We start from the raw sequence: 22,196 nt of genomic DNA, 5'->3' as shown, positions 1-22,196 counted from the left end.
GACTCTCTGGTTCATGAAAGGTGACGGGCGAGCGCCCATCGGTATCCGTCCGGGTCCTCGATCTGGGCGAAGCGGTCGCCCCAGAACTGGTCTTCGGGCGCGCTCAACGATTTCGCGCCAGCAGCGAGGGCGCGGGCATACACAGCGTCGACGTCGTCGACATAGAGATAGAACGATTGCGGCGCAATCGCGCCCGCGCTTTTGGGCGTCTTTGCCGTCGAGCCGAATCCGCCTTCCGGCGCGAACATCACGATCAACTGGCCTTGATAGGTCATTTCGACGTGCATGACGGCACCGTCATCATTCACGCTGTCTCGCACGGCGAATCCAAAAGCAGCTTCGAAAAACGCGATCGTGACGCGGGCATCACGCACCGTCAGATAGGGGGTCAACCAGGGCACACCGGCTGGGCGAGGGGCGGTCAAGGAATTCTCCGGATCGACGGGTCGTCGGGGCGAACGCGGTGATGCCGCAAGACACGTGCGAGTTGCTGCGACCCGCGCCGGCCTGACTCCGCATTGCGCTCGGGCATCACGACGACTTTAAAAATGGACTTAGTTTATCGCGCGCCGCATCCGCCGCGGCGAAGAGGCTGGCGTGCACCGTTGCGTCGTAGCAGCGCAAACCGTCGATCTGGCGGTCCGCGAGCCGCGCGGCGATGTCCACGCGGTCAGGCGCGGCGGGATCGAGCGTGTCGCTGGCGACTGCCATCAGCCACTGCGATCCATAAAGCGGCACGAACGTGCTCAGCGTCCGTACCACGGCAAATGTCGCGCCCAGATCGCGCAGCAAACCGACGATGCGCGGCGCATGAAAATACGGCGAGCCGAGATGGAGCGACAACACGGCGTCAGGTGTCATCACGCGCTTTAACTGTGCGTAGAACGCCGTCGTATAGAGGCCGGCCGCGGGCGAATCGGGCGGCGTCAGATCGAAGACGACCAGATCGAAGTGTTCACCGCTCGTTTCGACATAGCGCGCAGCGTCGCCGATCACGAGTTCGACGCGGGCGTCGTCGAATGCGCCACCGTGCACTTCGGGCAGATGCTCGCGCGTGAGTCGCACCACTTCGGCATCCAGTTCGGCGACCACGATCCGCCCGATTCCCGGATGCCGCAACAGCTGACGCGCCGCGCCACCATCACCGCCGCCCAGCACCAGCGCGGCGCGCGGCGCCGGGTGCGCGAGCGCGGCCGGATGGACCATGCATTCGTGATAGATGAACTCGTCACCGGTCGACGTCATCGGGCGGCCGTCGAGCGTGAAGAGCCGGCCGAGTTGCGGCGTGTCCCACACCTCGATGTGCTGGAACGGCGAATCCACGCTCGCGAGACGGCGAGCGCCGGGAAAGCCGTAGATCGTGTCGGGTGAAGGGTGGAAGAGAAGTGGGGCGCTCACGGATGGCAGGTGCGCATGCGGCGCGATAGTTCTCGATGGGGCGATTATAGAGGGGCGCATGCGGGAGCCAGTCCGACGTTCAAGCCAGCGGCCAACCCGAACGCCAACCCGGTGGCCAACCCAGGCGACCACTCAAGCGCCACTCCGCAAGCCGCTTTCCAGCCTCCAGCAGACGCCAGTTCCGTCCGCAAACCCCGGCGAACCCTAAGCGATCCCTATAGTCGAACCCAAGGCGAAACTTGGCTCGCCAGGCCGTCTGCGGCCGGGTAAACGGTGACGATCTGCTAGAATGTCCCGCTTTGCTGCCTTGTCCGTTTGCTCTGCCCGTTTCGCGTCTCCCGGCGCCGCATCGTGCGCCGGAGCCCTCTGGCCGCCGAGCTTCCGGACCGCTGCCTGCGCTCCCGCTTTTTTGGACTCGTTCTCCGGACTCGACATGACGACCTCGTCTCCCGCACCCACCTCCCTGATGGCCAATGCGATTCGCGCACTGGCTATGGATGCCGTTCAGAAAGCCAATTCCGGTCACCCGGGCATGCCGATGGGCATGGCCGAGATCGGCGTTGCGCTGTGGTCGCGCCATCTGCGCCACAACCCGAAAAATCCGCAGTGGGCCGATCGCGACCGCTTCGTGCTGTCGAACGGTCACGGCTCGATGCTGCTGTATTCGCTGCTGCATCTGACCGGCTACGATCTGCCGATGGAAGAGCTGAAGAACTTCCGTCAGCTGCATTCGAAGACGCCGGGTCACCCGGAATACGGCATCACGCCGGGCGTCGAGACCACGACGGGCCCGCTCGGCCAGGGCCTCGCGAATGCAGTCGGCATGGCGCTCGCCGAATCGCTGCTTGCCAACGAATTCAACAGGCCGGACGCGAAGATCGTCGATCACCACACGTATGTGTTCGTCGGCGACGGCTGCCTGATGGAAGGCATCTCGCACGAAGCGTGCTCGCTCGCGGGCGTGCTGAAGCTGAACAAGCTGATCGCGTTCTATGACGACAACGGCATTTCGATCGATGGCGAAGTCATCCACTGGTTCCACGATGACACGCCAAAGCGCTTCGAAGCCTACGGCTGGAACGTGATCCCGGGCGTCATCGGTCACGACGTCGAAGCGGTCGACGCAGCGATCAGGAAGGCGAAGCTGTCGGACAGGCCGACCATGATCTGCTGCAAGACGGTGATCGGCGAAGGCGCGCCGACCAAGGCTGGCAGCCACGACGCGCACGGCGCGCCGCTCGGCGACAAGGAAATCGCGGCCACGCGCGCGAAGATCGGCTGGAACTACGAGCCGTTCGTGATCCCGCCGGAAGTCTACGCAGCGTGGGACGCGAAGGAATCGGGCGCGAAGGTCGAAGGCGAATGGGACAAGGCGTTCGCCGCGTACCGTGCGAAGTATCCGCAGGAAGCCGCCGAATTCGAACGCCGCACGTCGAAGCATCTGCCGGCTGACTGGGCCGAAAAGGCGAAGGCAATCATCGCCGGCGCCAACGAGCGCGCTGAAACCGTCGCGACCCGCAAGGCTTCGCAGCAGACCATCGAAGGGTTGTCGGTCGTGCTGCCGGAACTGCTCGGCGGCTCGGCTGACCTGACCGGTTCGAACCTGACCAACTGGAAGGCGGCGAAGTACGTGCGCGTCGGCGAAAATGGCGCCGCCGGCAACTACGTGAACTATGGCGTGCGCGAATTCGGCATGAGCGCGGCGATCAACGGCATCGCTGCACACGGTGGCTTCAAGGTGTTCGGCGGCACGTTCCTCACGTTCTCCGATTACAGCCGCAACGCGCTGCGCGTCGCCTCGCTGATGAAAGCGCCGTCGATCTTCGTGTTCACGCACGATTCGATCGGCCTCGGCGAAGACGGTCCGACGCATCAGTCGATCGAGCACGTGTCGAGCCTGCGTCTGATTCCGCATATGGAAGTGTGGCGTCCGGCGGATACCGTCGAAACGGCAGTGTCGTGGACGCAGGCAGTCGAGCACCACGGTCCGTCGTGCCTGATCTTCACCCGCCAGAACCTCGCGTTCTCGGAACGTACGGATGCGCAGATCGCGAACATCGCGAAGGGCGGCTACGTGCTGCGCGACTGGAACGACGACATCCCCGCGCGCAAGATCATCCTGATCGCGACCGGCTCGGAAGTCGAACTGGCGATGAAGGCCGTCGAGCCGCTGGCGCAAGCCGGCATTGCGGCACGCGTCGTGTCGATGCCGTCCACCACGGTGTTCGACAAGCAGGACGCTGCGTACCGTGAGCGCGTGCTGCCGCAGGGCGTGCGCCGCGTCGCGATCGAAGCGGGCGTGACCGATTTCTGGCGCAAGTATGTCGGCCTCGAAGGCGGCGTGGTTGGCATCGACGTGTTCGGCGAGTCCGCACCGGCCAACGTGCTGTTCCCGTTCTTCGGCTTTACGGTCGACCACGTCGTGGAAACGGCGAAGAAGACGCTCGGCTGACGCTGGCATTTCGTTCTGTCGCACGCGTGCAGGGTGGGCGCGGCGGCGGAACCCCCTGCATCGAACGTATTTTTTTAGCCATCAGGAATCAGGAGATAGAACATGACGATTCGCGTCGCAATCAACGGCTACGGCCGGATCGGCCGCAACACGCTGCGCGCCTTCTATGAAAACGGCAAGAAGCACGATATCGAAATCGTCGCCATCAACGATCTCGGCGATGCCAACACCAACGCCCACCTGACGCAGTACGACACGGCGCACGGCAAGTTCCCGGGCGAAGTGAAGGTGGACGGCGAGAACCTCGTCGTGAACGGCGACAAGATCCGCGTGCTGGCTGTCCGTAACCCGGCTGAACTGCCGTGGGCCGAACTCAAGGTCGACGTCGTGATGGAATGCACGGGCTTTTTCACGACCAAGGAAAAGGCGGGCGCGCACATCAAGGCTGGCGCGAAGAAGGTGATCATCTCGGCGCCGGGCGGCAAGGATGTCGACGCGACGATCGTCTACGGCGTGAACCATCACGTCCTGAAGGCATCGGACACGGTCATCTCGAATGCATCGTGCACGACGAACTGCCTGGCCCCGCTGGTCAAACCGCTGAATGACAGGATCGGCCTCGAAAACGGCCTGATGACGACGATTCACGCGTACACGAACGACCAGGTTCTGACGGACGTGTATCACGAAGACCTGCGCCGCGCGCGCTCGGCGACGCACAGCCAGATCCCGACGAAGACGGGCGCCGCATCGGCGGTTGGCCTCGTGCTACCGGAACTGAACGGCAAGCTGGATGGCTACGCAATCCGCGTCCCGACGATCAACGTGTCGATCGTCGACCTGTCGTTTATCGCGAAGCGCGACACGACGGTCGAAGAAGTGAACGCGATCATGAAGGAAGCATCGGAAGGCGCGCTGAAGGGCATCCTCGGCTACAACGCCGCACCGCTGGTGTCGATCGACTTCAACCACAACCCGGCTTCGTCGACGTTCGATTCGACGCTGACGAAGGTGTCGGGTCGTCTCGTGAAGGTGTCCAGCTGGTACGACAACGAATGGGGCTTCTCGAACCGCATGCTGGATACGGCTGTGGCGTTGGCAAACGCGAAGTAAGGCGCGAAGTCATTTATCGCGTGACCCGCGTCTGGCAGGAACAAAAAACCGCTCTTCGGAGCGGTTTTTTTATGGCCTTTCGCGTGGCGTCGCGGCGTGCCATGCCGCGGACGCGGTCACACCCGCAGCGGCCGTCACACTCGCGGCGTCGGAAAATACACGCCGGCGCGCTGCGCGGCGTTCGCGATATGCGTCTCGATGGCCTTGCCTGCGGCGTCGGCGTCGCGCGCCTTGAGCGCGTCGAGAATCGCACGATGCTCGTGATACGTCGTCAGCACGAGTTCGCGCCGGTAGAAGGGCATGCGCTGGCTTTCCTTCATGATGTCCGCGCTGCTGCGCAGGATCGACTCGATCGCCGCGTTGCCGGCGATGCTCACCATCCGCATATGGAACTCGAAGTCGAGCTGGGCCGCTTCGTCGAGTTCGGCTGCGGCCAGCGCGCCGTGCAACGCGGCGATGTTGTCCTCGAACCATTCGATGTCGCTGTCGCTGACCGCGAGCGCCGCCATGCGCGCGACAAAGCCTTCGAGCGCGAAACGCATCTGGTACGTGTCCGGCAACGACGATTGATCAGCAAAACGCCACGCGTGTCCGCCGGCGGTTGCCTGCGCGCTCTGGACATACACGCCCTTGCCGGGTCTGATTGTCAGCAGGCCGAGCGCCTCGAGCGTTGATAGCGCCTCGCGCAGCGAAGCGCGGCTGATGGCCAGTTCCTCCGACAACTGACGCTGCGCCGGCAAAAGACTGCTGACGGGATACGCGCCGCTTTCGATCCTTTCGCGGATCGTCGCAATCGCGGCATCAGTGACGGTATGCGGAACGTTTTTCATCTGACTTTTGAAATGGACGTGGTCTGACCGGCATTGTAGTCCTCGCTGCGAACCTGTGCATCGCGCGTTTACTAACCTGCGCAAGGCATGCCTGAACGACGGCCAGATCGCGGGGGTAAACCCCGTCGAATCTCTCCTTGACTCGACTATATCGGCTTCCTACTATTCGCCATAACAGTACTGGTCGGACCAGTATGAACAGATGAACCGGAACCAGGAGAAAGCCGTGTTGAAGTTTTTCAATTCGCTGTTTGGCCGGGTGGTGATCGCGCTGGTGGCGGGCATCGTGATCGGCGCGTTGTTTCCCCATTTCGCGCAATCGTTGAGGCCGCTCGGCGACGGCTTCCTCAAGCTCATCAAGATGGTGATCGGTCCGATCGTGTTCTGCGTCGTTGTGGGCGGGATGGCGCATGCCGGCGACCTGAAGAAAGTGGGCCGCGTGGGACTGAAGGCGGTGGTCTACTTCGAAATCATGACGACAATCGCGCTCGTGATCGGCGCGGTGCTGGCTTACGCGACGAGACCCGGCGTCGGCATGAACATCGATCTGCATTCGCTCGACGCCGCGTCGCTCTCCACGTACACGGAGCACGCGAAGAGCCTGAAGGACACGGCTGGGTTCCTGCTGAAAATCATCCCCGAAACTGCTATCGATGCCTTCGCAAAGGGCGACATCCTGCAGATTCTCGTGTTCTCGGTGCTGTTCGGCTCGGCGCTCTCGCTGCTCGGTGAGAAAGCGCAACGCGTCAGCAGCCTCGTCGACGAACTCGCGCAGGTCTTTTTCCGCGTGATGAGTTTCATCATCAAGCTCGCGCCGCTCGGCGTGCTCGGCGCGATTGCATTCACCACCGGCACGTATGGCGTTGCGTCGCTCAAACAGCTCGGCATGCTGGTGATCGTGTTCTACGCGAGCTGCATCGTATTCGTCGCGGTCGTGCTCGGCGTGGTGATGCGGCTTGCCGGCTTCAACGTGTTCAAGCTGATTCGCTATCTGCGTGAAGAACTGTCGATCGTGCTCGGCACGGCTTCGTCCGACGCAGTGCTGCCGCAGATCATGCGCAAGCTCGAATGGATGGGCGTGAAGGATTCGACCGTCGGTCTCGTGATTCCGACTGGCTATTCGTTCAATCTCGACGGCTTCTCGATCTATCTGACGCTCGCGGTGATTTTCATTGCGCAGGCCACGAATACGCCGCTGTCGATGCACGATCTGATCGTTGTGGTGCTGGTTTCGCTGGTGACGTCGAAGGGCGCACACGGCATTCCGGGTTCCGCGATCGTGATTCTCGCCGCGACGCTCTCCGCGATTCCTGCGATTCCCGTGCTCGGCCTCGTGCTGATTTTGCCGGTCGACTGGTTCGTCGGCATCGCTCGGGCGCTGACCAACCTGATCGGCAACTGCGTGGCGACGGTGGTCGTCGCCGTGTGGGAAAACGATATCGACAAGGTGCGTGCGCGCCGCGTGCTGGATCAGGATGCCGAACTGCGTTTCGTGCCGGGCGGCGATGAGAACGCCGGGTCCGCAGCCGGCGAACCGGCGCACGTAATCTGATCATTCCGGCGCGCAACGTTGCCGCCGGTTTTCACCCAACGATCCGAAGGACAGACTGACATCATGGCTACTCCAATCCTCGACCCGAACGCACCCGCCTTCACGCGCCGCTATATGAATCTCGCCGATCCGCGTCTGGGCGCGAAGGCGCTCTTCGCCAGCGACGAATTCTTCGCGCCGAAAGAACGCATGCTCGATCCGCAGCCGGCGGTGTTCATCCCCGGCAAGTACGACGAGCACGGCAAATGGATGGACGGCTGGGAAACGCGTCGCAAGCGCACCACCGGTCATGATTACTGCGTGGTCCGGCTTGCGCGTCCGGGCGTCGTGCACGGCGTCGATCTGGATACGAGCCATTTCACCGGCAATTTTCCGCCGGCGGCTTCAATCGAAGCGTGCCACGTCGATGGCGAAACGCCGCCGGATAACGCCGACTGGCAAACGCTCGTGCCTGCAACGACGTTGCAGGGCAACCAGCATCACTACGTCGAAGTGAACGACGCGCGGGCGTTCACGCACCTGCGCGTGAATCTCTATCCGGATGGCGGCCTCGCGCGTCTGCGTGTGTACGGTCAACCGAAGCGCGACTGGAGCAATATCGAACGCGGCAGCCTGATCGATCTCGCTGCGATCGAAAACGGCGCGTATCTCGTCGCCGCGAACAACCAGCATTTCGGGCCGGCGTCGACGATGCTGATGCCAGGACGCGGCGTCAACATGGGCGACGGCTGGGAGACGCGTCGGCGTCGCGAGCCGGGCAACGACTGGGCCATCGTCGCGCTTGCGCGGCCGGGCACGATCCGCCGCGTCGAAGTGGACACCGCGCATTTCAAGGGCAATTTCCCGGATCGCTGTTCGCTGCAGGCGGCGACGGTCGTGGGCGGCACCGACGATTCGCTCGTCACACAGGCGATGTTCTGGCCCGTGCTGTTGCCCGAGCAATCGCTGAAAATGGACAACGTCCACACATACAGCGAGCAGCTCGCCGCGCTCGGACCCGTGACGCACGTGCGCTTCAATATCTATCCGGACGGCGGCGTGTCGCGGCTGCGTCTCCTGGGCGAGATCGAGTAACGGAGAGGCCGTCATGAAGACACTGCGGATCGCGCGCCTGACGCGCGAAGCCTTCGCGCCGTTCGGCGATGTGATCGAACTGGATGGCGCCCGCCATTTCCCGATCAACGGCGGCACGACCGAACGCTTTCACGATCTGGCAACCGTCGACGTATGCAGTGACGGAGGCCGGCCGTTGATCAACGTGTTTCGCGGACAGCCACGCGCGTGGCCGCTGGAAATCTCGATGATGGAGCGGCATCCGCTCGGCAGTCAGGCATTTCTGCCGTTAAGCGACGCGCGCTACGTGATCGTCGTCGCGCCGGCGGGTGAGTTCGACGTGTCGCAGATGCGCGCGTTCTGGAACGAAGGCTGGCAGGGCGTCAATTACGCGAAAGGCGTCTGGCACCATCCGCTGCTGGCGCTCGATCGCGTGAGTGACTTTGTGGTGATCGATCGCGGCGGCGAACAGCCCAATTGCGATGAGATCGCATTGACGGAACCGTGGCGGCTGGAAGTGCCGGGCGAGCAGATTGCGGGGATCGCAACCTGAGTCATGCGCGCGGCACGGAAAAGGCCCGGTTGGCACTGCCAAACCGGGCCTTTCGTCATGGCAGGCGCTGCGGAAGCGCCGCCCCTGCTGTCAGATCAGATCAATGCTTGCGATGCGGGCAGTTTTCCTTCGTGCAGGCGCCGTACAGTGCCAGCGCGTGTTCCTGCAGCTTGAACCCACGCTCCTTCGCAATGGCTTGTTGACGGCCTTCGATTTCGGGGTCGAAAAACTCTTCGACCATCCCGCAATCGAGGCACACGAGGTGATCGTGATGCGTCCCTTCGTTCAGCTCGAAAACCGCCTTGCCGGATTCAAAATTGCTGCGCGACAGAAGACCGGCCTGCTCGAACTGCGTGAGCACCCGATACACCGTGGCGAGACCAATGTCGAGTTCCTCGTGCAGCAGGTTCCGGTAGACGTCTTCCGCCGTCAGATGGCGCACCGGGCTGTGCTGGAAGATCTCGAGAATCTTGAGGCGCGGTAGGGTCGCCTTAAGCCCGATATTCTTGAGATCGGTTGGATTGGTCATGACGGCGAGTCCCTAGAGTACAATGCAGGGTTCTAATAGTAATGTGAATTGCTGTTCAGGTCATCTTCGATAGAAACTCGCGCGGCTTGCCAGCAAGCCCGCACGGTGAGTGAAATGATTTCAAAATCTCAATTGATCTACCGGGGGAGCCGCATGCGGGGTACCTTGATCGCTGCTGCGGTTGTTGCGGTTCTTGCTGGATGTTCCACATACGACAACCTCACGCAGCGTATTGCGCAAAGCATCACGCCGTACCGGATTACTGTCGTGCAGGGCAACTTCGTCTCGAGCGAAGCCGCGGCACAAATGAAGGTCGGCATGTCGCGCGCGGAAGTGCGCCAGGTGCTGGGCACGCCGCTTCTGACTGATATGTTCCACGCGGACCGCTGGGACTACCTGTTCTATTTCAAGCGCGGGTCGACCTCCATCGTGCAGCAGCGCGACTTCGTCGTGATTTTCGCGAATGATCGTGTCGCGAGCTGGTCGGGTGGAGAAGATCTGCCGTCGAACCTCGAACTGCTCGCCGATATCGATGGCGACAGGCATGGCAGGAAGAAGACCGCCGCCGCACCGGTTGTTGCGAGCGGCGCGAGCGCGCCGGTCGAGGCTGCCGCTGCGTCGGCGCCGGCCCCGGCCCCGGCGCCGTACGATACGGCGCGTTCGCCTTCAGCCGATGCGTCCGCTGCGGCCGCGTTGCCGTCAACGGCCGCGAACGAGCAGGCCGCGCAGGCCGCAAACCGCGCGACCGACGCAGTCCAGGCGCCGGCACGTAATACGACGCCATCGGTGCGTGCGGGCACGCCGCCGTCGGCAGGTCTGCCGCCGAATTCCGGCACGCCGGTCACGCCACAGTTCCAGTTCCACCGTCCGCCGCCGCCGACCAATCCGAATGCACCGTCGGAAAACCCCGTGGGTCCGGTCGGGCCGCAAAGCAACACGCCGGCGCCTGCATCGACGGGAACGGGCGGCTAAACGCATTGTCCGTATCTTTGCGGGTTACATCCGCAAGGTGCGCACGATGGGTGAGCTTGCCCCAGGCGTAAGCCTGCCGGGCCTGCCGAACGCGCAACAGATGCGTGCGGCGGGCCCGCCTGCCTTTTCATGTTTTTCCTCGTGGTGCCCGGGTGTTGCCCGCAGTTGCCGCTGAATTGCTGACGAGTTGCCGATGAAAATTGCCATTGCAGGAGCGTCGGGCCGGATGGGCCGTATGCTCATCGAAACTGTCCTGAACGATCCCGACGCGACGCTCGCAGGCGCGCTCGTCCGCGCCGGCAACCCGCAACTGGGCCAGGACGCCGGCGCGTTTCTCGGCAAGCAGACAGGCGTCCTGCTGACCGACGACATCGACCGCGTGTTCGCCGAAGCCGACTATCTGATCGACTTCACGCGTCCTGATGGTGCGATGGTGCATCTCGAAGCCGCGCTGCGTCACAACGTGAAGCTCGTGATCGGCACGACCGGTTTTGACAATGCGCAGAAGGCGCAGCTGCGCGCGGCCGGCGAAAAGACCGGCGTCGTGTTCGCGGCGAACATGAGCGTCGGCGTTAACGTCACGCTCAAGCTGCTCGAATTCGCGGCGCGTCATTTCGCAACCGGCTACGACATCGAAATCATCGAGGCGCATCACCGTCACAAGGTCGACGCACCGTCGGGCACTGCGCTAATGATGGGCGAAGTGATCGCCGACGCGCTCGGCCGCGATCTCGACCAGTGCGCGGTGTACGGCCGCGAAGGCGTGACCGGCGAACGCGATCCGTCGACGATCGGCTTTTCCGCGATCCGTGGCGGCGATATCGTCGGTGACCATACGGTGCTGTTTGCCGGCATCGGCGAGCGCATCGAAATCACGCACAAATCGGCGAGCCGTTTGTCCTACGCACAGGGCGCGCTGCGCGCAGTGCGTTTCCTCGAAGGTCATCCGACCGGTTTCTTCGATATGCAGGACGTGCTCGGCCTGCGCTAAACACGTATCTACCGGCGGTTCAACCGTCCGACAGTCCCACAGCGAGGCTCGATGGCAACCACCGGCATCCTCCACTATCTGCAGACCAGCGACGCAATTACGCATGGCGTCGCGTGGGTGTTGCTGGCGATGTCGGTGGCGAGCTGGTGTTTCCTGATCGTGAAAAGCTGGGTGCTCGGACGGGCGAAACATCAGGGGCCGCGTGCCGTGGCGCTCTTCTGGCAGGCGCAAACCCTGTCGGATGGCGTCGTCGCGATGCGGCTCGCGGATCGCGAACGCGTGTTCGCGCCGCTCGCGGAAGCGGCACTGCATGCGGCCGAGGCGGATATGCCCGGTGCGCTGCTTGGCCGCGTCGAGCGCAGCGAGCGCGTGCTGCGCGCGCTGCGTCAGGCGCTGGCTGCGTCGCAGCGCCGGCTGGAATTCGGCCAGGTGCTGCTCGCTTCGGTTGGTAGTACGGCGCCGTTTGTCGGCCTGCTCGGCACCGTGTGGGGCATCTATCACGCACTCGGCAGCATCGCGGCAAGCGGGCAGGCGATGATCGAGAACGTCGCCGGGCCGGTCGGCGAGGCGCTGATCATGACGGCGTTCGGTCTTGTCGTCGCGATTCCGGCGGTGCTCGCCTATAACGTGCTCGGGCGCATGGTGCGCCAGTTGTCGGAAGAACTCGACGGCTTCGCGCACGACCTGCACGCCTTTGTGTGCGCGCCGGGCGTAACGAACGCAACGGGCGCCTGAACATCTTTCGCGGAGGTCATCGATATGGCATTCGGCGGGCTCGAAAAGAAGCAGACGGCCGCACCGATGGCGGAGATCAACATGACGCCGCTGATCGACGTGATGCTCGTGCTGCTCGTCATCTTCATCATCACCGCGCCGCTGTTCACGCACGCGATCAGGCTGGATCTGCCGAAGGTGGCGTCGGCGCCGTCGCGTCAGACGCCGCAAACGATTTCCCTTTCCATCGATGCCTCCGGCAGGCTCTACTGGGACAGCACGCCCATCACGCTTGACCAGTTGCGCGCACGATTCGCCGATGAAGGCAAACGTTCTGACCAGCCCGAAATCCATCTGCGCGCCGAGCGTTCGACGCGCTATGAAACGATTGCCCTGGTGATGGGTGCCGCGCAGCAGGCCGGGCTCGAGCGGATTGGCTTTGTGACCGATCCGCCGCCGGCTGCGCCGGGCAGGCCTTAAGACGCGTCGTCGCCGCAACCCGCCGCAAATCGCACCGTCGCCGCCCCGGCCAGACCGCCGCCGGACGGTATAATCAGCCCTTTCCCCCGCGAGGGGGCGACCGATTCCATCAAGCAAAGCACCCGGCCCGGTGCGGAAGCACCGAACCAGCGACTCCACCACACCATGCACGAAAAATACGTTCCCTCCGACGTCGAATCCGCCGCGCAAGGGCAATGGCGCGCCATCGACGCCTACAAGACGACGGAAGTCAGCGACAAACCCAAGTTCTACTGCGTCTCGATGCTGCCGTATCCGTCGGGCAAGCTGCACATGGGTCACGTGCGCAACTACACGATCAACGACGTGATGTACCGTTATCTGCGGATGAATGGCTACAACACGCTGATGCCGATGGGTTGGGACGCGTTCGGCATGCCCGCGGAAAACGCGGCGATCGCGAACAACGTGCCGCCGGCAAAGTGGACGTACGACAACATCGAGTACATGAAGAAGCAGATGCAGTCGATGGGTCTCGCCATCGACTGGTCGCGCGAAGTCGCAACCTGCAGCCCGGATTACTACAAGTGGAACCAGTGGCTCTTCCTGAAGATGCTCGAAAAGGGTATCGCATACAAGAAGACCGGCACGGTGAACTGGGACCCGGTCGACCAGACCGTGCTCGCGAACGAGCAGGTGATCGACGGCCGCGGCTGGCGTTCGGGCGCGCTTGTCGAAAAGCGCGAAATCCCGATGTACTACATGCGCATCACGCAGTACGCGGATGAACTGCTGAGCGACCTCGAAGGCCTCGGCTGGCCCGAGCGCGTGAAGGTGATGCAGCAGAACTGGATCGGCAAGAGCTTCGGCGTGAACTTCGGCTTCCCGTATGAGATCGACGGCGAAGCGAAGCTGCTGCGCGTCTTCACGACGCGCGCCGACACGATCATGGGCGTCACGTTCTGCGCGGTGGCCGCTGAGCACCCGCTCGCGACGCGTCTCGCGCAGGGCAAGCCGGAACTGCAGGCGTTCATCGAGGAATGCAAGCGCGGCGGCGTCGCCGAAGCCGACGTCGCGACGATGGAAAAGAAGGGCATGCCGACTGGCTTCTTCGTCACGCATCCGCTGACGCAGGAAAAGGTCGAAGTGTGGATCGGCAACTATGTGCTGATGACCTACGGCGAAGGCGCGGTGATGGGCGTGCCGGCGCACGACGAGCGCGACTTCGCGTTCGCGAAGAAATACGGTTTGCCGATCAGGCAGGTCATCGCAGCCGAAGGCAAGACGTTCTCGACCGACGCCTGGCAGGAATGGTACGGCGACAAGGAAGGCGTTGTGTGCGCGAATAGCGGCAAGTACAACGGCCTCGGCTATGCGGCAGCCGTCGATGCAATCGCCGTCGACCTGAAAGCGCTCGATCTCGGTGACAAACAGATCACGTGGCGTCTGCGCGACTGGGGCATTTCGCGTCAGCGTTACTGGGGCACGCCGATTCCGATCATCCATTGCCCGAGCTGCGGCGACGTGCCGGTGCCGGAAAAGGATCTGCCTGTTGTGCTGCCGGAAGACCTCGTGCCGGACGGCACGGGCAATCCGCTCGCGAAGTCCGAAGCGTTCGTGAACTGCACGTGTCCGACGTGCGGCGCGGCCGCGAGGCGTGAAACCGACACGATGGACACCTTCGTCGATTCGTCGTGGTACTTCTACCGCTACGCAGCGCCGGACGCGAAGACGATGGTCGACGAGCGCACCGATTACTGGATGCCGATGGACCAGTACATCGGCGGCATCGAGCACGCGATTCTTCACCTCTTGTACTCGCGTTTCTGGGCGAAGGTCATGCGCGACATGGGTCTCGTGAAGTTCGGCGAACCGGCGAAGAACCTGCTTACGCAGGGCATGGTGCTCAACGAAACCTACTATCGCGAAAGCGATGCAGGCAAGAAGACCTGGTACAACCCGGCCGACGTCACCGTCACGTATGACGACAAGGGTCGTCCGATGGGCGCAGTTCTGATCGCGGACGGTCAGCCGGTCGTGCTGGGCGGCGTGGAGAAGATGTCGAAGTCGAAGAACAACGGCGTCGATCCGCAGGTGCTGATCGACCAGTATGGCGCTGACACCGCGCGCCTCTTCGTGATGTTCGCGGCGCCGCCCGAGCAGCAGCTGGAGTGGTCGGGTTCGGGCGTCGAGGGCGCGAGCCGCTTCCTGCGCCGTCTGTGGACATTCGGTCAGGCAAACGAAACGGCGCTGGCTCAACGCGCATCGTTCGATGCCACAAAGCTTTCCGACACCGACAAGGTGCTGCGTCGCGAGATCTACAGCGTGCTGAAGCAGGCGGACTACGACTACCAGCGCCTGCAGTACAACACGGTGGTGTCGGCGGCGATGAAGATGCTGAACGCCATTGAAAGCGCCAGGGGTGCGACGCCCGCCGTGCTGCGTGAAACGTACGGCGTGCTGCTGCGCGTGCTGTATCCGGTCGTGCCGCATGCGACGTTCCAGCTGTGGCAGGAACTTGGCTACGCAGACGAAGCCGGCTCGCTGCTCGACGCGCCGTGGCCGAAGGTCGACGAACAGGCGCTGGAGCAGTCGGAGATCGAACTCGTGCTGCAGGTGAACGGCAAGGTGCGCGGCGCGCTGACGGTCGCGAAAGAGGCGACGCGCGAAGCCATCGAACAGGCGGCGCTCGCGCACGAGATGGTCGCGAAATTCGGCGAAGGCAAGCCGCCGAAGAAGATCGTCGTCGTGCCGGGTCGTCTCATCAACGTCGTCGTTTAACGGAAGCAGCAGGATGGACAGGATGCCGGCACATCGCGTGAAAGCCAGCCCTGTTCGTCGCTGGGTATTCAGGGAGCCAATGTGACTCGCAGATCGTTCTTGACGCTCGCGTGTGGTGTGATGATGTTGTCCGCATGCGGCTTCCAGCTGCGCGGCCAGCAGAACTACGCATTCAAGCGTCTCAACATTACGGGCGCGCCGGCAGCGGTCACCGCGCGGCTGACCCGGATGGTCGAAGGCGGAAGCGACACCGTGGTCGTCAATGTGCCGACCAATGCCGATGCAGTGCTGCGGATGTCCGAAGGACGCGGCGCCAGCGTGCTGACGCTGAACTCGGTGGGTGTCGTCGAAGAGTATCAACTGAATTACTCGCTGAACTACACGCTCGTCGGCGCCGACGGCACGCTGCTGATTCCGCCGAGTTCGATCGCGCTGAACCGCGCAATGACCTATAGCGACCAGTTCTCGCAGGCGAAGGGCGCGGAAGCCGACATCCTGTATTCCGACATGCAGAACGATGCGGTCGACCAGTTGACGCGTCGTCTGGCGATCGTCCGTTCGCTGCATCCGGCGCCGGGCCAGGAAGTGCCAGCGGTCGCGCCGCGCGCACCGTTGCCGCCGCCGCCGCTGTGATCCGCATTGTGATCCGCGCCGTGTTCCGTTCTCACCCTGTGTGCCGGTAGCCATGCAACTGCGACTTGACGCGCTCGAACCGCATCTCGCGAAAGGCCTCGCTAGCCTGTACGTCGTGTATGGCGACGAGCATCTGCTCGCGCAGGAAGCGTGCGACCGCATTCGCGCGACGGCGCGTGCAGCAGGATTCACCGATCGCTCGGTGTTCACCGTCGAGCGTGGTTTCGACTGGAGTTCGCTGCTGGGCGCGAGCCAGTCGATGTCGCTGTTCGGCGACCGTCAACTGGTCGAGTTGCGCATTCCGTCGGGCAAGCCGGGCAAGGAAGGCGCGGACGCGCTGAAGACGCTCGTTGCCGCGGTGAATCCCGATGTGCTCACGCTGGTGACGTTGCCGCGCCTCGATGCGGCCACGCAGAAGTCGGCATGGTTCACCGCGCTGGCCGATGCCGGCGTCGCGCTGAAGATCGATCCGGTTGAGCGTGCGCAGTTGCCCGCATGGGTTGGGCAGCGGCTTGCGCAGCAGGGTCAGCGTGTTGCGGCGGGCGAGGAAGGGCGGCGCGCGTTGCAGTTTATGGCTGAGCGTGTCGAAGGCAATCTGCTCGCGGCGCATCAGGAAATCCAGAAGCTCGGTCTGCTGTATCCGCAAGGTGTGTTGAGCTTCGAGCAGATCCACGATGCGGTTCTGAACGTCGCGCGTTATGACGTGTTCAAGCTGAACGAAGCGATGCTCGCGGGCGACGTCAGCCGGCTGTCGCGCATGCTGGACGGGCTGCGTGGCGAAGGCGAGGCAGCCGTGCTCGTGCTGTGGGCGGTCGTCGAAGAGGTGCGCACGCTCTTGCGCATCAAGCGCGGCGTGGCGGCCGGCAAGCCGCTCGCGATCCTGCTGCGTGAGAATCGCGTGTGGGGCCCACGTGAGCGGCTCGTCGGGCCGGCGCTGTCGCGTGTCAGCGAGGCGGCGCTCGAAAAGGGGCTCGCGCTGGCGGCGCGTCTCGATCGTCAGGTGAAAGGCCTGTCTGGCGGCACGCCGGGCAATCATCGCCATGATCCACCGCCCGATCCGTGGAGCGGTCTGTTCGAACTGGCGATGACGGTCGCTTCGCCAGCGAAAGCCGGGCCGGGTACTGGGGTCACGCCCGTCGCGCCACCGCCAGGCCGGCCGGCATACCGGCCACGCTGATCCCGCCCGATGTCCGGCGACGGATGGGCCGCCAGCAAACCCGCCGTCCCCGACTTACAATCGACGCATCTCTTTCGCTAATCCTGCTGTTCCTGCCTGCGCGCCGCGCGTGAATCAGGCGCGACATTACGAGAAATACGATGGACATCACCCAGTACATGACCGACCTTGGCCGCCGCGCGCGACACGCTTCGCGTGCGATGGCGCGCGCCTCGACGGCTGCGAAGAACGCCGCGCTGGAAGCCGTGGCGAATGCCATCGAGCGCGACGCAGCGACGCTGAAAGCAGCGAACGCACGCGATGTCGCGAAGGCGCGCGAGAAAGGCCACGACGCCGCGTTCATCGACCGTCTGACGCTCTCCGACAAGGCGCTGAAGACGATGGTCGAAGGCTTGCGCCAGGTCGCCGCGCTGCCGGACCCGATCGGTGAGATCAGCAATCTCAAGTATCGTCCGAGCGGCATTCAGGTCGGACAGATGCGCGTGCCGCTCGGCGTGATCGGCATCATCTATGAATCGCGTCCGAACGTGACGATCGACGCTGCCGCGCTGTGCCTGAAGTCGGGCAACGCCACGATCCTGCGCGGCGGTTCCGAAGCGCTCGAATGCAACACGGCGCTGGCGAAGCTGATCGGCGAAGGGCTCGAAGCGGCCAGTCTGCCGCAGGACGCGGTGCAGGTTGTCGGAACGTCGGATCGCGCCGCGGTCGGCGTGTTGATCACCATGACGGAATACGTCGATGTGATCGTGCCGCGCGGCGGCAAGAGCCTGATCGCGCGTCTGATGGAAGACGCGCGCGTGCCGATGATCAAGCATCTCGACGGCATCTGCCATGTGTACGTCGACGATCGTGCGGATCTCACGAAGGTGCTGACCGTCTGCGATAACGCGAAGACGCATCGCTACGGCACGTGCAACACGATGGAAACGCTGCTGGTGGCGCGGGGTATCGCGAACGAAGCGTTGCCGCCGCTGGGCAAGCTGTATCGCGGCAAGGAAGTCGAACTGCGCGTCGATCCGGCGGCGCGCGCAGTGCTCGAAGCGGCGGGCGTCGGTCCGCTCGTCGACGCGACGGAAGAAGACTGGTGCACCGAATATCTGGCGCCGGTGCTGGCGATCAAGATCGTCGACGGCATCGATGCGGGCATCGAGCACATCAATACGTACAGTTCGGCACACACGGACGCGATCGTCACCGAAGATCACGACCGCGCGATGCGTTTCCTGCGCGAAGTCGATTCGGCGAGCGTGATGGTCAACGCGTCGACGCGTTTCGCGGACGGCTTCGAATTCGGTCTCGGCGCGGAAATCGGCATCTCGAACGACAAGCTGCACGCACGCGGACCGGTTGGCCTCGAAGGGCTGACGTCGATGAAGTACATCGTGCTGGGACACGGGGAAGGGCGTCAGTAACTGCCTTCGTTTGAGCCGAACAAGATCAACAAGCCGCACGAGGACTGCCGATGCTCTGGGTGAAAACGTTTCACATCGTACTGATTGCTTCCTGGTTTGCCGGACTGTTTTATCTGCCGCGCATCTTCGTGAATCTGGCGATGGAGACGGAGCCCGCCGCGGTGAAGCGCCTCCTGATCATGGCGCGCAAGCTGTTCCGCTTCATGTCGATCATCGCGGTGCCGGCGCTGGCGTGCGGGTTGTGGCTGTGGCTCGCGGTCGGCATCGGCAGCGGACAGGGCTGGATTCACGCGAAGGTTGGCGTGGTCGTGCTGCTGATCGTGTATCACGTGTATTGCGGCGTGCTGCTGCGCACGTTCGAGCGTGGCGAGAACAAGCGGTCAGACAAGTGGTACCGGATGTTCAACGAACTCCCGGTACTCGGCATGCTCGCCGCTGTCGCGCTCGTGGTCATCAAACCGTTCTGATCAGCGCTTCGTTTCGTTCTTCGTCCCGCTTTTTGTCGCGCTTTTCGTCCCGTTTTTCGTCCCGTCAGTCGCCGGCTTTTCCGTGCCGGCGACGGCCGGTGTGTCTTCAATCCGGCGCCGCCGCAACACATCCTTCGCCTCGGCCAGCTTGCCGAGCAGTTCCGGCCCGAGCCTGAGCGCTACACCCACTGCCAGAATGTCGCCGATCGCGAGATGCGAGACGCGCGACGTCATCGGCGAAAAGATATCCGTGTCTTCATCGACGTTCGCGTAGAGCCCGACTGTGGCGAGGCGCGCGAGCGGCGAATTGCCGTGCGTGATCGCGATCACCTTCGCGCCCGCGGCAAGCGCTGACTTCGCCGCGTCGACGATATCGCGCGTGCGCCCGGTGTTCGAAATCGCGACGACTACATCGCCCTTGCCCAGCAGTGCCGCCGACATCAGAAACGTATGCGGATCCGAATACGCGACGTTCGGCATGCCGAGGCGAAAGAACTTGTGTTGCACATCGAGCGCCGCGATGCCCGAGCCACCCGCGCCGTAGAACTCGATGCGTCGCGCGTCGGCGAGCAGCGCGATCGCCGAAGCGACGCTATCCGAAGACAGGTTGTTGCGCACCTGGATCAACGCGCCAATCGTCCGGTCGAGCACCTTGGCGGCGACGCCCGGCGCGGGCTCGTCCGGGCGCACGTCGCGATAGACGGCCGGCACCTCGGCCGCGATGCCCTGCGCCAGCCGGATCTTGAACTCCCTGAAACCTGAAAAGCCGAGCGCGTGACAGAACCGCGCGATGGTCGGCTGGCTCACGCCCGCGCGCGCCGCGACTTCCGTCATCGACAGATCGAGCACCTCGCGCGGCGCCTCGATCACGTAATCGGCCAGCTTGCGCTCGGACGGACGCAGCTGGTCGCGCATCGCTTCCACCTGGGACAGCATCATCGGAAAACTCGCACTATGCTGAAGAATGCGTGGACTATAGCCGATCACGCGGATATGTACAAAAACTACATATCGCGGTGTAGGTGTAATCCCTGGGTTTGACGGGATTTTGTCTTAAGTGCCGTATGGAAAGGCTCTCGGGCCGATCTGGGTACCCTGTGATGTCAGGTGGCAGAACGTTGCGGTGATGTAGTTTTTCTACTAACATCGCATTGTCGGCTGCGAAAGCCGTCCCCCGCGTTTATCAAATCTGGCGCCGTGTGCGCGTGTCCCGCCCAGCCAGCGACGAAGGAGCTTCGATGGTTTCCCCGCATCCGCAATTGACGAAGGTCACGCAGCGCGTGATCGACCGCAGCAGGCCCAGCCGTGACGCCTATCTGGCGCGCATCGACCATGCGCAGGGCAAGTTTCCGGCGCGCGGCGCGCTGTCGTGTGCGAACCTCGCTCACGGCTTCGCTGGCCTCGAAGGTAACGAGAAGCTGGCTATCAAGACGATCCGCGAGCCGAACATCGGCATCGTGTCTTCGTACAACGAGATGCTGTCGGCGCACGCGCCGTACAGGAATTTCCCCGACATCATCAAGGCGGCCGCGCGCGAAAACGGCGGCGTCGCGCAATTCGCGGGCGGTGTGCCGGCCATGTGCGATGGCGTGACGCAAGGTAACGCGGGCATGGAGCTGTCGCTGTTTTCGCGCGAAGTGATCGCAATGAGCACGGCCGTCGCGCTCACGCACAACATGTTCGACGCGGCGCTGTGTCTTGGCGTGTGCGACAAGATCGTGCCGGGCCTGTTGATCGGTGCACTCCAGTTCGGCCATCTGCCGACGATCTTCGTGCCGGCCGGCCCGATGACAAGTGGCCTGTCGAACGACGACAAGGCGAAGATCCGCCAGCGGTTCGCGTGCGGCGAAGTGGGCCGCGACGCGCTGCTCGAAGCCGAAGCCGCTGCGTATCACGGCCACGGCACCTGCACGTTCTACGGCACAGCCAACAGCAACCAGATGCTGATGGAAGTGATGGGCCTGCATCTGCCGGGTTCGGCGTTCGTGCATCCGCACACGCCGCTGCGCGACGCGCTCACCGCGCAGGCCGCGCGCCGCGTGCTCGACCTGACGGCCGAACGCGGCAACTACACGCCGATCGGCCATGTGATCGATGAGAAGGCGATCGTCAACGGCATCGTCGGTCTGCTGGCAACGGGCGGTTCGACGAACCACACGCTGCATCTGGTCGCAATCGCGCGTGCCGCTGGCATCGTGATCGACTGGGACGACTTCGACACACTGTCGCAGGCGGTGCCGCTCCTCGCGAAGGTCTACCCGAACGGCAAGGCCGACGTGAACCACTATCACGCGGCCGGCGGTATGGCGTTCCTGATCCGCAATCTGCTCGAAGGCGGCTTGCTGCATGAAGACGTGAACACGGTGGCGGGCCGCGGCCTGTCGCGTTACACCGATGAGCCGAAGCTGATCGACGGCAAGCTGATGTGGGGGCCGGGCGCTGTGGATAGCCTCGACACAAAGGTGCTGCGTAGCATCAAGGAACCGTTCCAGCCGGACGGCGGCCTGCGTCTGATGCAAGGCAAGCTCGGTCGCGGCGTCATCAAGATTTCCGCGGTTGCAGCGCAGCATCGCAAGGTGAAGGCGCCGGCAATCGTGTTCGATTCGCAGGAAGCCGTGCAGGAAGCGTTCGACCGGGGCGAACTGAAACGCGACTTCGTTGCCGTCGTGCGCTTCCAGGGCGCGCGGGCAAACGGCATGCCCGAACTGCATCGTTTGACGCCACTGCTCGGCGTGTTGCAGGATCAGGGTTTCCACGTCGCGCTCGTCACCGATGGACGGATGTCCGGTGCGTCGGGCAAGGTGCCGGCCGTCATTCACATTTCGCCGGAAGCGCTGCTGCAAGGGCCGATCGGCAAGGTGCAGACGGGCGACACGATCGTCATCGACGCGGAAGCGGGTCTGCTCGACGTCGAGATCGACGCAGCGGAATGGGCCGCGCGCGCGGTCGCGCAGCCGGCGCATCAGGCGGAAAACGAAGTCGGCTTTGGCCGCGAACTGTTCGGCGTCTTCCGTGCTTCGGCGGCGCCGGCGGAACGCGGCGCATCGGTGTTCGGCCCGATGGTCGGCGAACTTCATATCAGTCACGAGTTGCAGAAACAGGGAGTCTGA

The 22,196-nt window shown here is 63.6% G+C and carries 20 protein-coding genes; 15 read left to right on the top strand and 5 right to left on the bottom strand.

Annotated elements, in window-relative coordinates; genetic code table 11:
- Positions 1 to 11: 11 nt before the first annotated feature.
- Both P3T21_RS08505 and speE read right to left on the bottom strand, forming a co-directional pair.
- On the bottom strand, positions 12 to 425 hold the full coding sequence (locus tag P3T21_RS08505) for a VOC family protein (RefSeq protein ID WP_429255476.1): 414 nt from the start codon (positions 423 to 425) through the stop codon (positions 12 to 14).
- 106 nt (positions 426 to 531) lie between these two features.
- Entirely contained in the window at positions 532 to 1,398 is an 867-nt protein-coding gene (gene speE, locus P3T21_RS08500) for a polyamine aminopropyltransferase (protein WP_429255475.1), read from the bottom strand.
- A gap of 433 nt (positions 1,399 to 1,831) precedes the next feature.
- Here speE and tkt point away from each other — a divergent pair, with 433 nt between their 5' ends.
- Together tkt and gap are read left to right on the top strand one after the other, a co-directional pair.
- Positions 1,832 to 3,850 carry a transketolase gene (gene tkt, locus P3T21_RS08495; protein WP_429255474.1) on the top strand — a complete coding sequence of 673 codons (2,019 nt, stop codon included), beginning with the start codon at positions 1,832 to 1,834 and terminating at the stop codon, positions 3,848 to 3,850.
- Positions 3,851 to 3,952: 102 nt separating this feature from the next.
- Positions 3,953 to 4,963 (top strand): type I glyceraldehyde-3-phosphate dehydrogenase, encoded by a 1,011-nt coding sequence (gene gap, locus P3T21_RS08490; protein ID WP_429255473.1) that lies wholly within the window; start codon positions 3,953 to 3,955, stop codon positions 4,961 to 4,963.
- Between the two features lie 134 nt (positions 4,964 to 5,097).
- On the opposite strand, the gene P3T21_RS08485 is transcribed toward gap, so the two are convergent.
- Complete coding sequence (locus tag P3T21_RS08485; protein WP_429255472.1) at positions 5,098 to 5,793, bottom strand: FadR/GntR family transcriptional regulator; 696 nt, start codon at positions 5,791 to 5,793, stop codon at positions 5,098 to 5,100.
- 226 nt (positions 5,794 to 6,019) lie between these two features.
- Here P3T21_RS08485 and P3T21_RS08480 point away from each other — a divergent pair, with 226 nt between their 5' ends.
- The 3 genes from P3T21_RS08480 (at position 6,020) to P3T21_RS08470 (ending at position 8,951) form a co-directional block, all read left to right on the top strand.
- On the top strand, positions 6,020 to 7,345 hold the full coding sequence (locus tag P3T21_RS08480) for a C4-dicarboxylate transporter DctA (RefSeq protein ID WP_429255471.1): 1,326 nt from the start codon (positions 6,020 to 6,022) through the stop codon (positions 7,343 to 7,345).
- A 63-nt stretch (positions 7,346 to 7,408) separates the two neighbouring features.
- Entirely contained in the window at positions 7,409 to 8,419 is a 1,011-nt protein-coding gene (gene alc, locus P3T21_RS08475) for an allantoicase (protein ID WP_429255470.1), read from the top strand.
- Positions 8,420 to 8,432: 13 nt separating this feature from the next.
- The gene (locus tag P3T21_RS08470) at positions 8,433 to 8,951 is read left to right on the top strand and encodes an ureidoglycolate lyase (RefSeq protein WP_429255469.1); all 519 of its coding nucleotides are present in this window, start codon (positions 8,433 to 8,435) and stop codon (positions 8,949 to 8,951) included.
- 100 nt (positions 8,952 to 9,051) lie between these two features.
- Here the strand turns inward: P3T21_RS08470 and fur are convergent, their stop codons facing one another.
- Positions 9,052 to 9,480, bottom strand: a complete 429-nt coding sequence (gene fur / locus P3T21_RS08465; RefSeq protein ID WP_429255468.1) for a ferric iron uptake transcriptional regulator — start codon at positions 9,478 to 9,480, stop codon at positions 9,052 to 9,054.
- A 153-nt stretch (positions 9,481 to 9,633) separates the two neighbouring features.
- Between fur and P3T21_RS08460 the strand changes: the two genes are divergently transcribed.
- The 9 genes from P3T21_RS08460 (at position 9,634) to P3T21_RS08420 (ending at position 19,086) form a co-directional block, all read left to right on the top strand.
- The gene (locus P3T21_RS08460) at positions 9,634 to 10,452 is read left to right on the top strand and encodes an outer membrane protein assembly factor BamE (RefSeq protein ID WP_429255573.1); all 819 of its coding nucleotides are present in this window, start codon (positions 9,634 to 9,636) and stop codon (positions 10,450 to 10,452) included.
- A 193-nt stretch (positions 10,453 to 10,645) separates the two neighbouring features.
- Complete coding sequence (gene dapB, locus P3T21_RS08455; RefSeq protein ID WP_429255467.1) at positions 10,646 to 11,443, top strand: 4-hydroxy-tetrahydrodipicolinate reductase; 798 nt, start codon at positions 10,646 to 10,648, stop codon at positions 11,441 to 11,443.
- Positions 11,444 to 11,494: 51 nt separating this feature from the next.
- Positions 11,495 to 12,178 (top strand): MotA/TolQ/ExbB proton channel family protein, encoded by a 684-nt coding sequence (locus tag P3T21_RS08450; RefSeq protein ID WP_429255466.1) that lies wholly within the window; start codon positions 11,495 to 11,497, stop codon positions 12,176 to 12,178.
- A gap of 24 nt (positions 12,179 to 12,202) precedes the next feature.
- The gene (locus P3T21_RS08445) at positions 12,203 to 12,637 is read left to right on the top strand and encodes an ExbD/TolR family protein (RefSeq protein ID WP_429255465.1); all 435 of its coding nucleotides are present in this window, start codon (positions 12,203 to 12,205) and stop codon (positions 12,635 to 12,637) included.
- A gap of 165 nt (positions 12,638 to 12,802) precedes the next feature.
- Positions 12,803 to 15,397, top strand: coding sequence for a leucine--tRNA ligase (gene leuS / locus P3T21_RS08440; RefSeq protein WP_429255464.1), 2,595 nt, complete (start codon positions 12,803 to 12,805; stop codon positions 15,395 to 15,397).
- Between the two features lie 81 nt (positions 15,398 to 15,478).
- A complete protein-coding gene (gene lptE / locus P3T21_RS08435) occupies positions 15,479 to 16,030 on the top strand; it encodes an LPS assembly lipoprotein LptE (protein ID WP_429255463.1) in 552 nt (183 codons plus the stop codon).
- Between the two features lie 52 nt (positions 16,031 to 16,082).
- On the top strand, positions 16,083 to 17,207 hold the full coding sequence (gene holA, locus P3T21_RS08430) for a DNA polymerase III subunit delta (protein ID WP_429255462.1): 1,125 nt from the start codon (positions 16,083 to 16,085) through the stop codon (positions 17,205 to 17,207).
- A gap of 140 nt (positions 17,208 to 17,347) precedes the next feature.
- On the top strand, positions 17,348 to 18,619 hold the full coding sequence (locus P3T21_RS08425; RefSeq protein WP_429255461.1) for a glutamate-5-semialdehyde dehydrogenase: 1,272 nt from the start codon (positions 17,348 to 17,350) through the stop codon (positions 18,617 to 18,619).
- Between the two features lie 50 nt (positions 18,620 to 18,669).
- Positions 18,670 to 19,086, top strand: a complete 417-nt coding sequence (locus P3T21_RS08420; protein WP_429255460.1) for a CopD family protein — start codon at positions 18,670 to 18,672, stop codon at positions 19,084 to 19,086.
- Here the strand turns inward: P3T21_RS08420 and P3T21_RS08415 are convergent, their stop codons facing one another.
- Positions 19,087 to 20,022, bottom strand: a complete 936-nt coding sequence (locus P3T21_RS08415; protein WP_429255572.1) for a MurR/RpiR family transcriptional regulator — start codon at positions 20,020 to 20,022, stop codon at positions 19,087 to 19,089.
- A gap of 302 nt (positions 20,023 to 20,324) precedes the next feature.
- On the opposite strand from P3T21_RS08415, the gene edd reads away from it, so the two are divergent.
- Entirely contained in the window at positions 20,325 to 22,196 is a 1,872-nt protein-coding gene (gene edd, locus P3T21_RS08410) for a phosphogluconate dehydratase (RefSeq protein WP_429255459.1), read from the top strand.

This window comes from Paraburkholderia sp. GAS334 (assembly GCF_050436625.1).
Lineage (GTDB): Bacteria > Pseudomonadota > Gammaproteobacteria > Burkholderiales > Burkholderiaceae > Paraburkholderia.
This window is presented reverse-complemented; position numbering and strand designations above follow the sequence as displayed.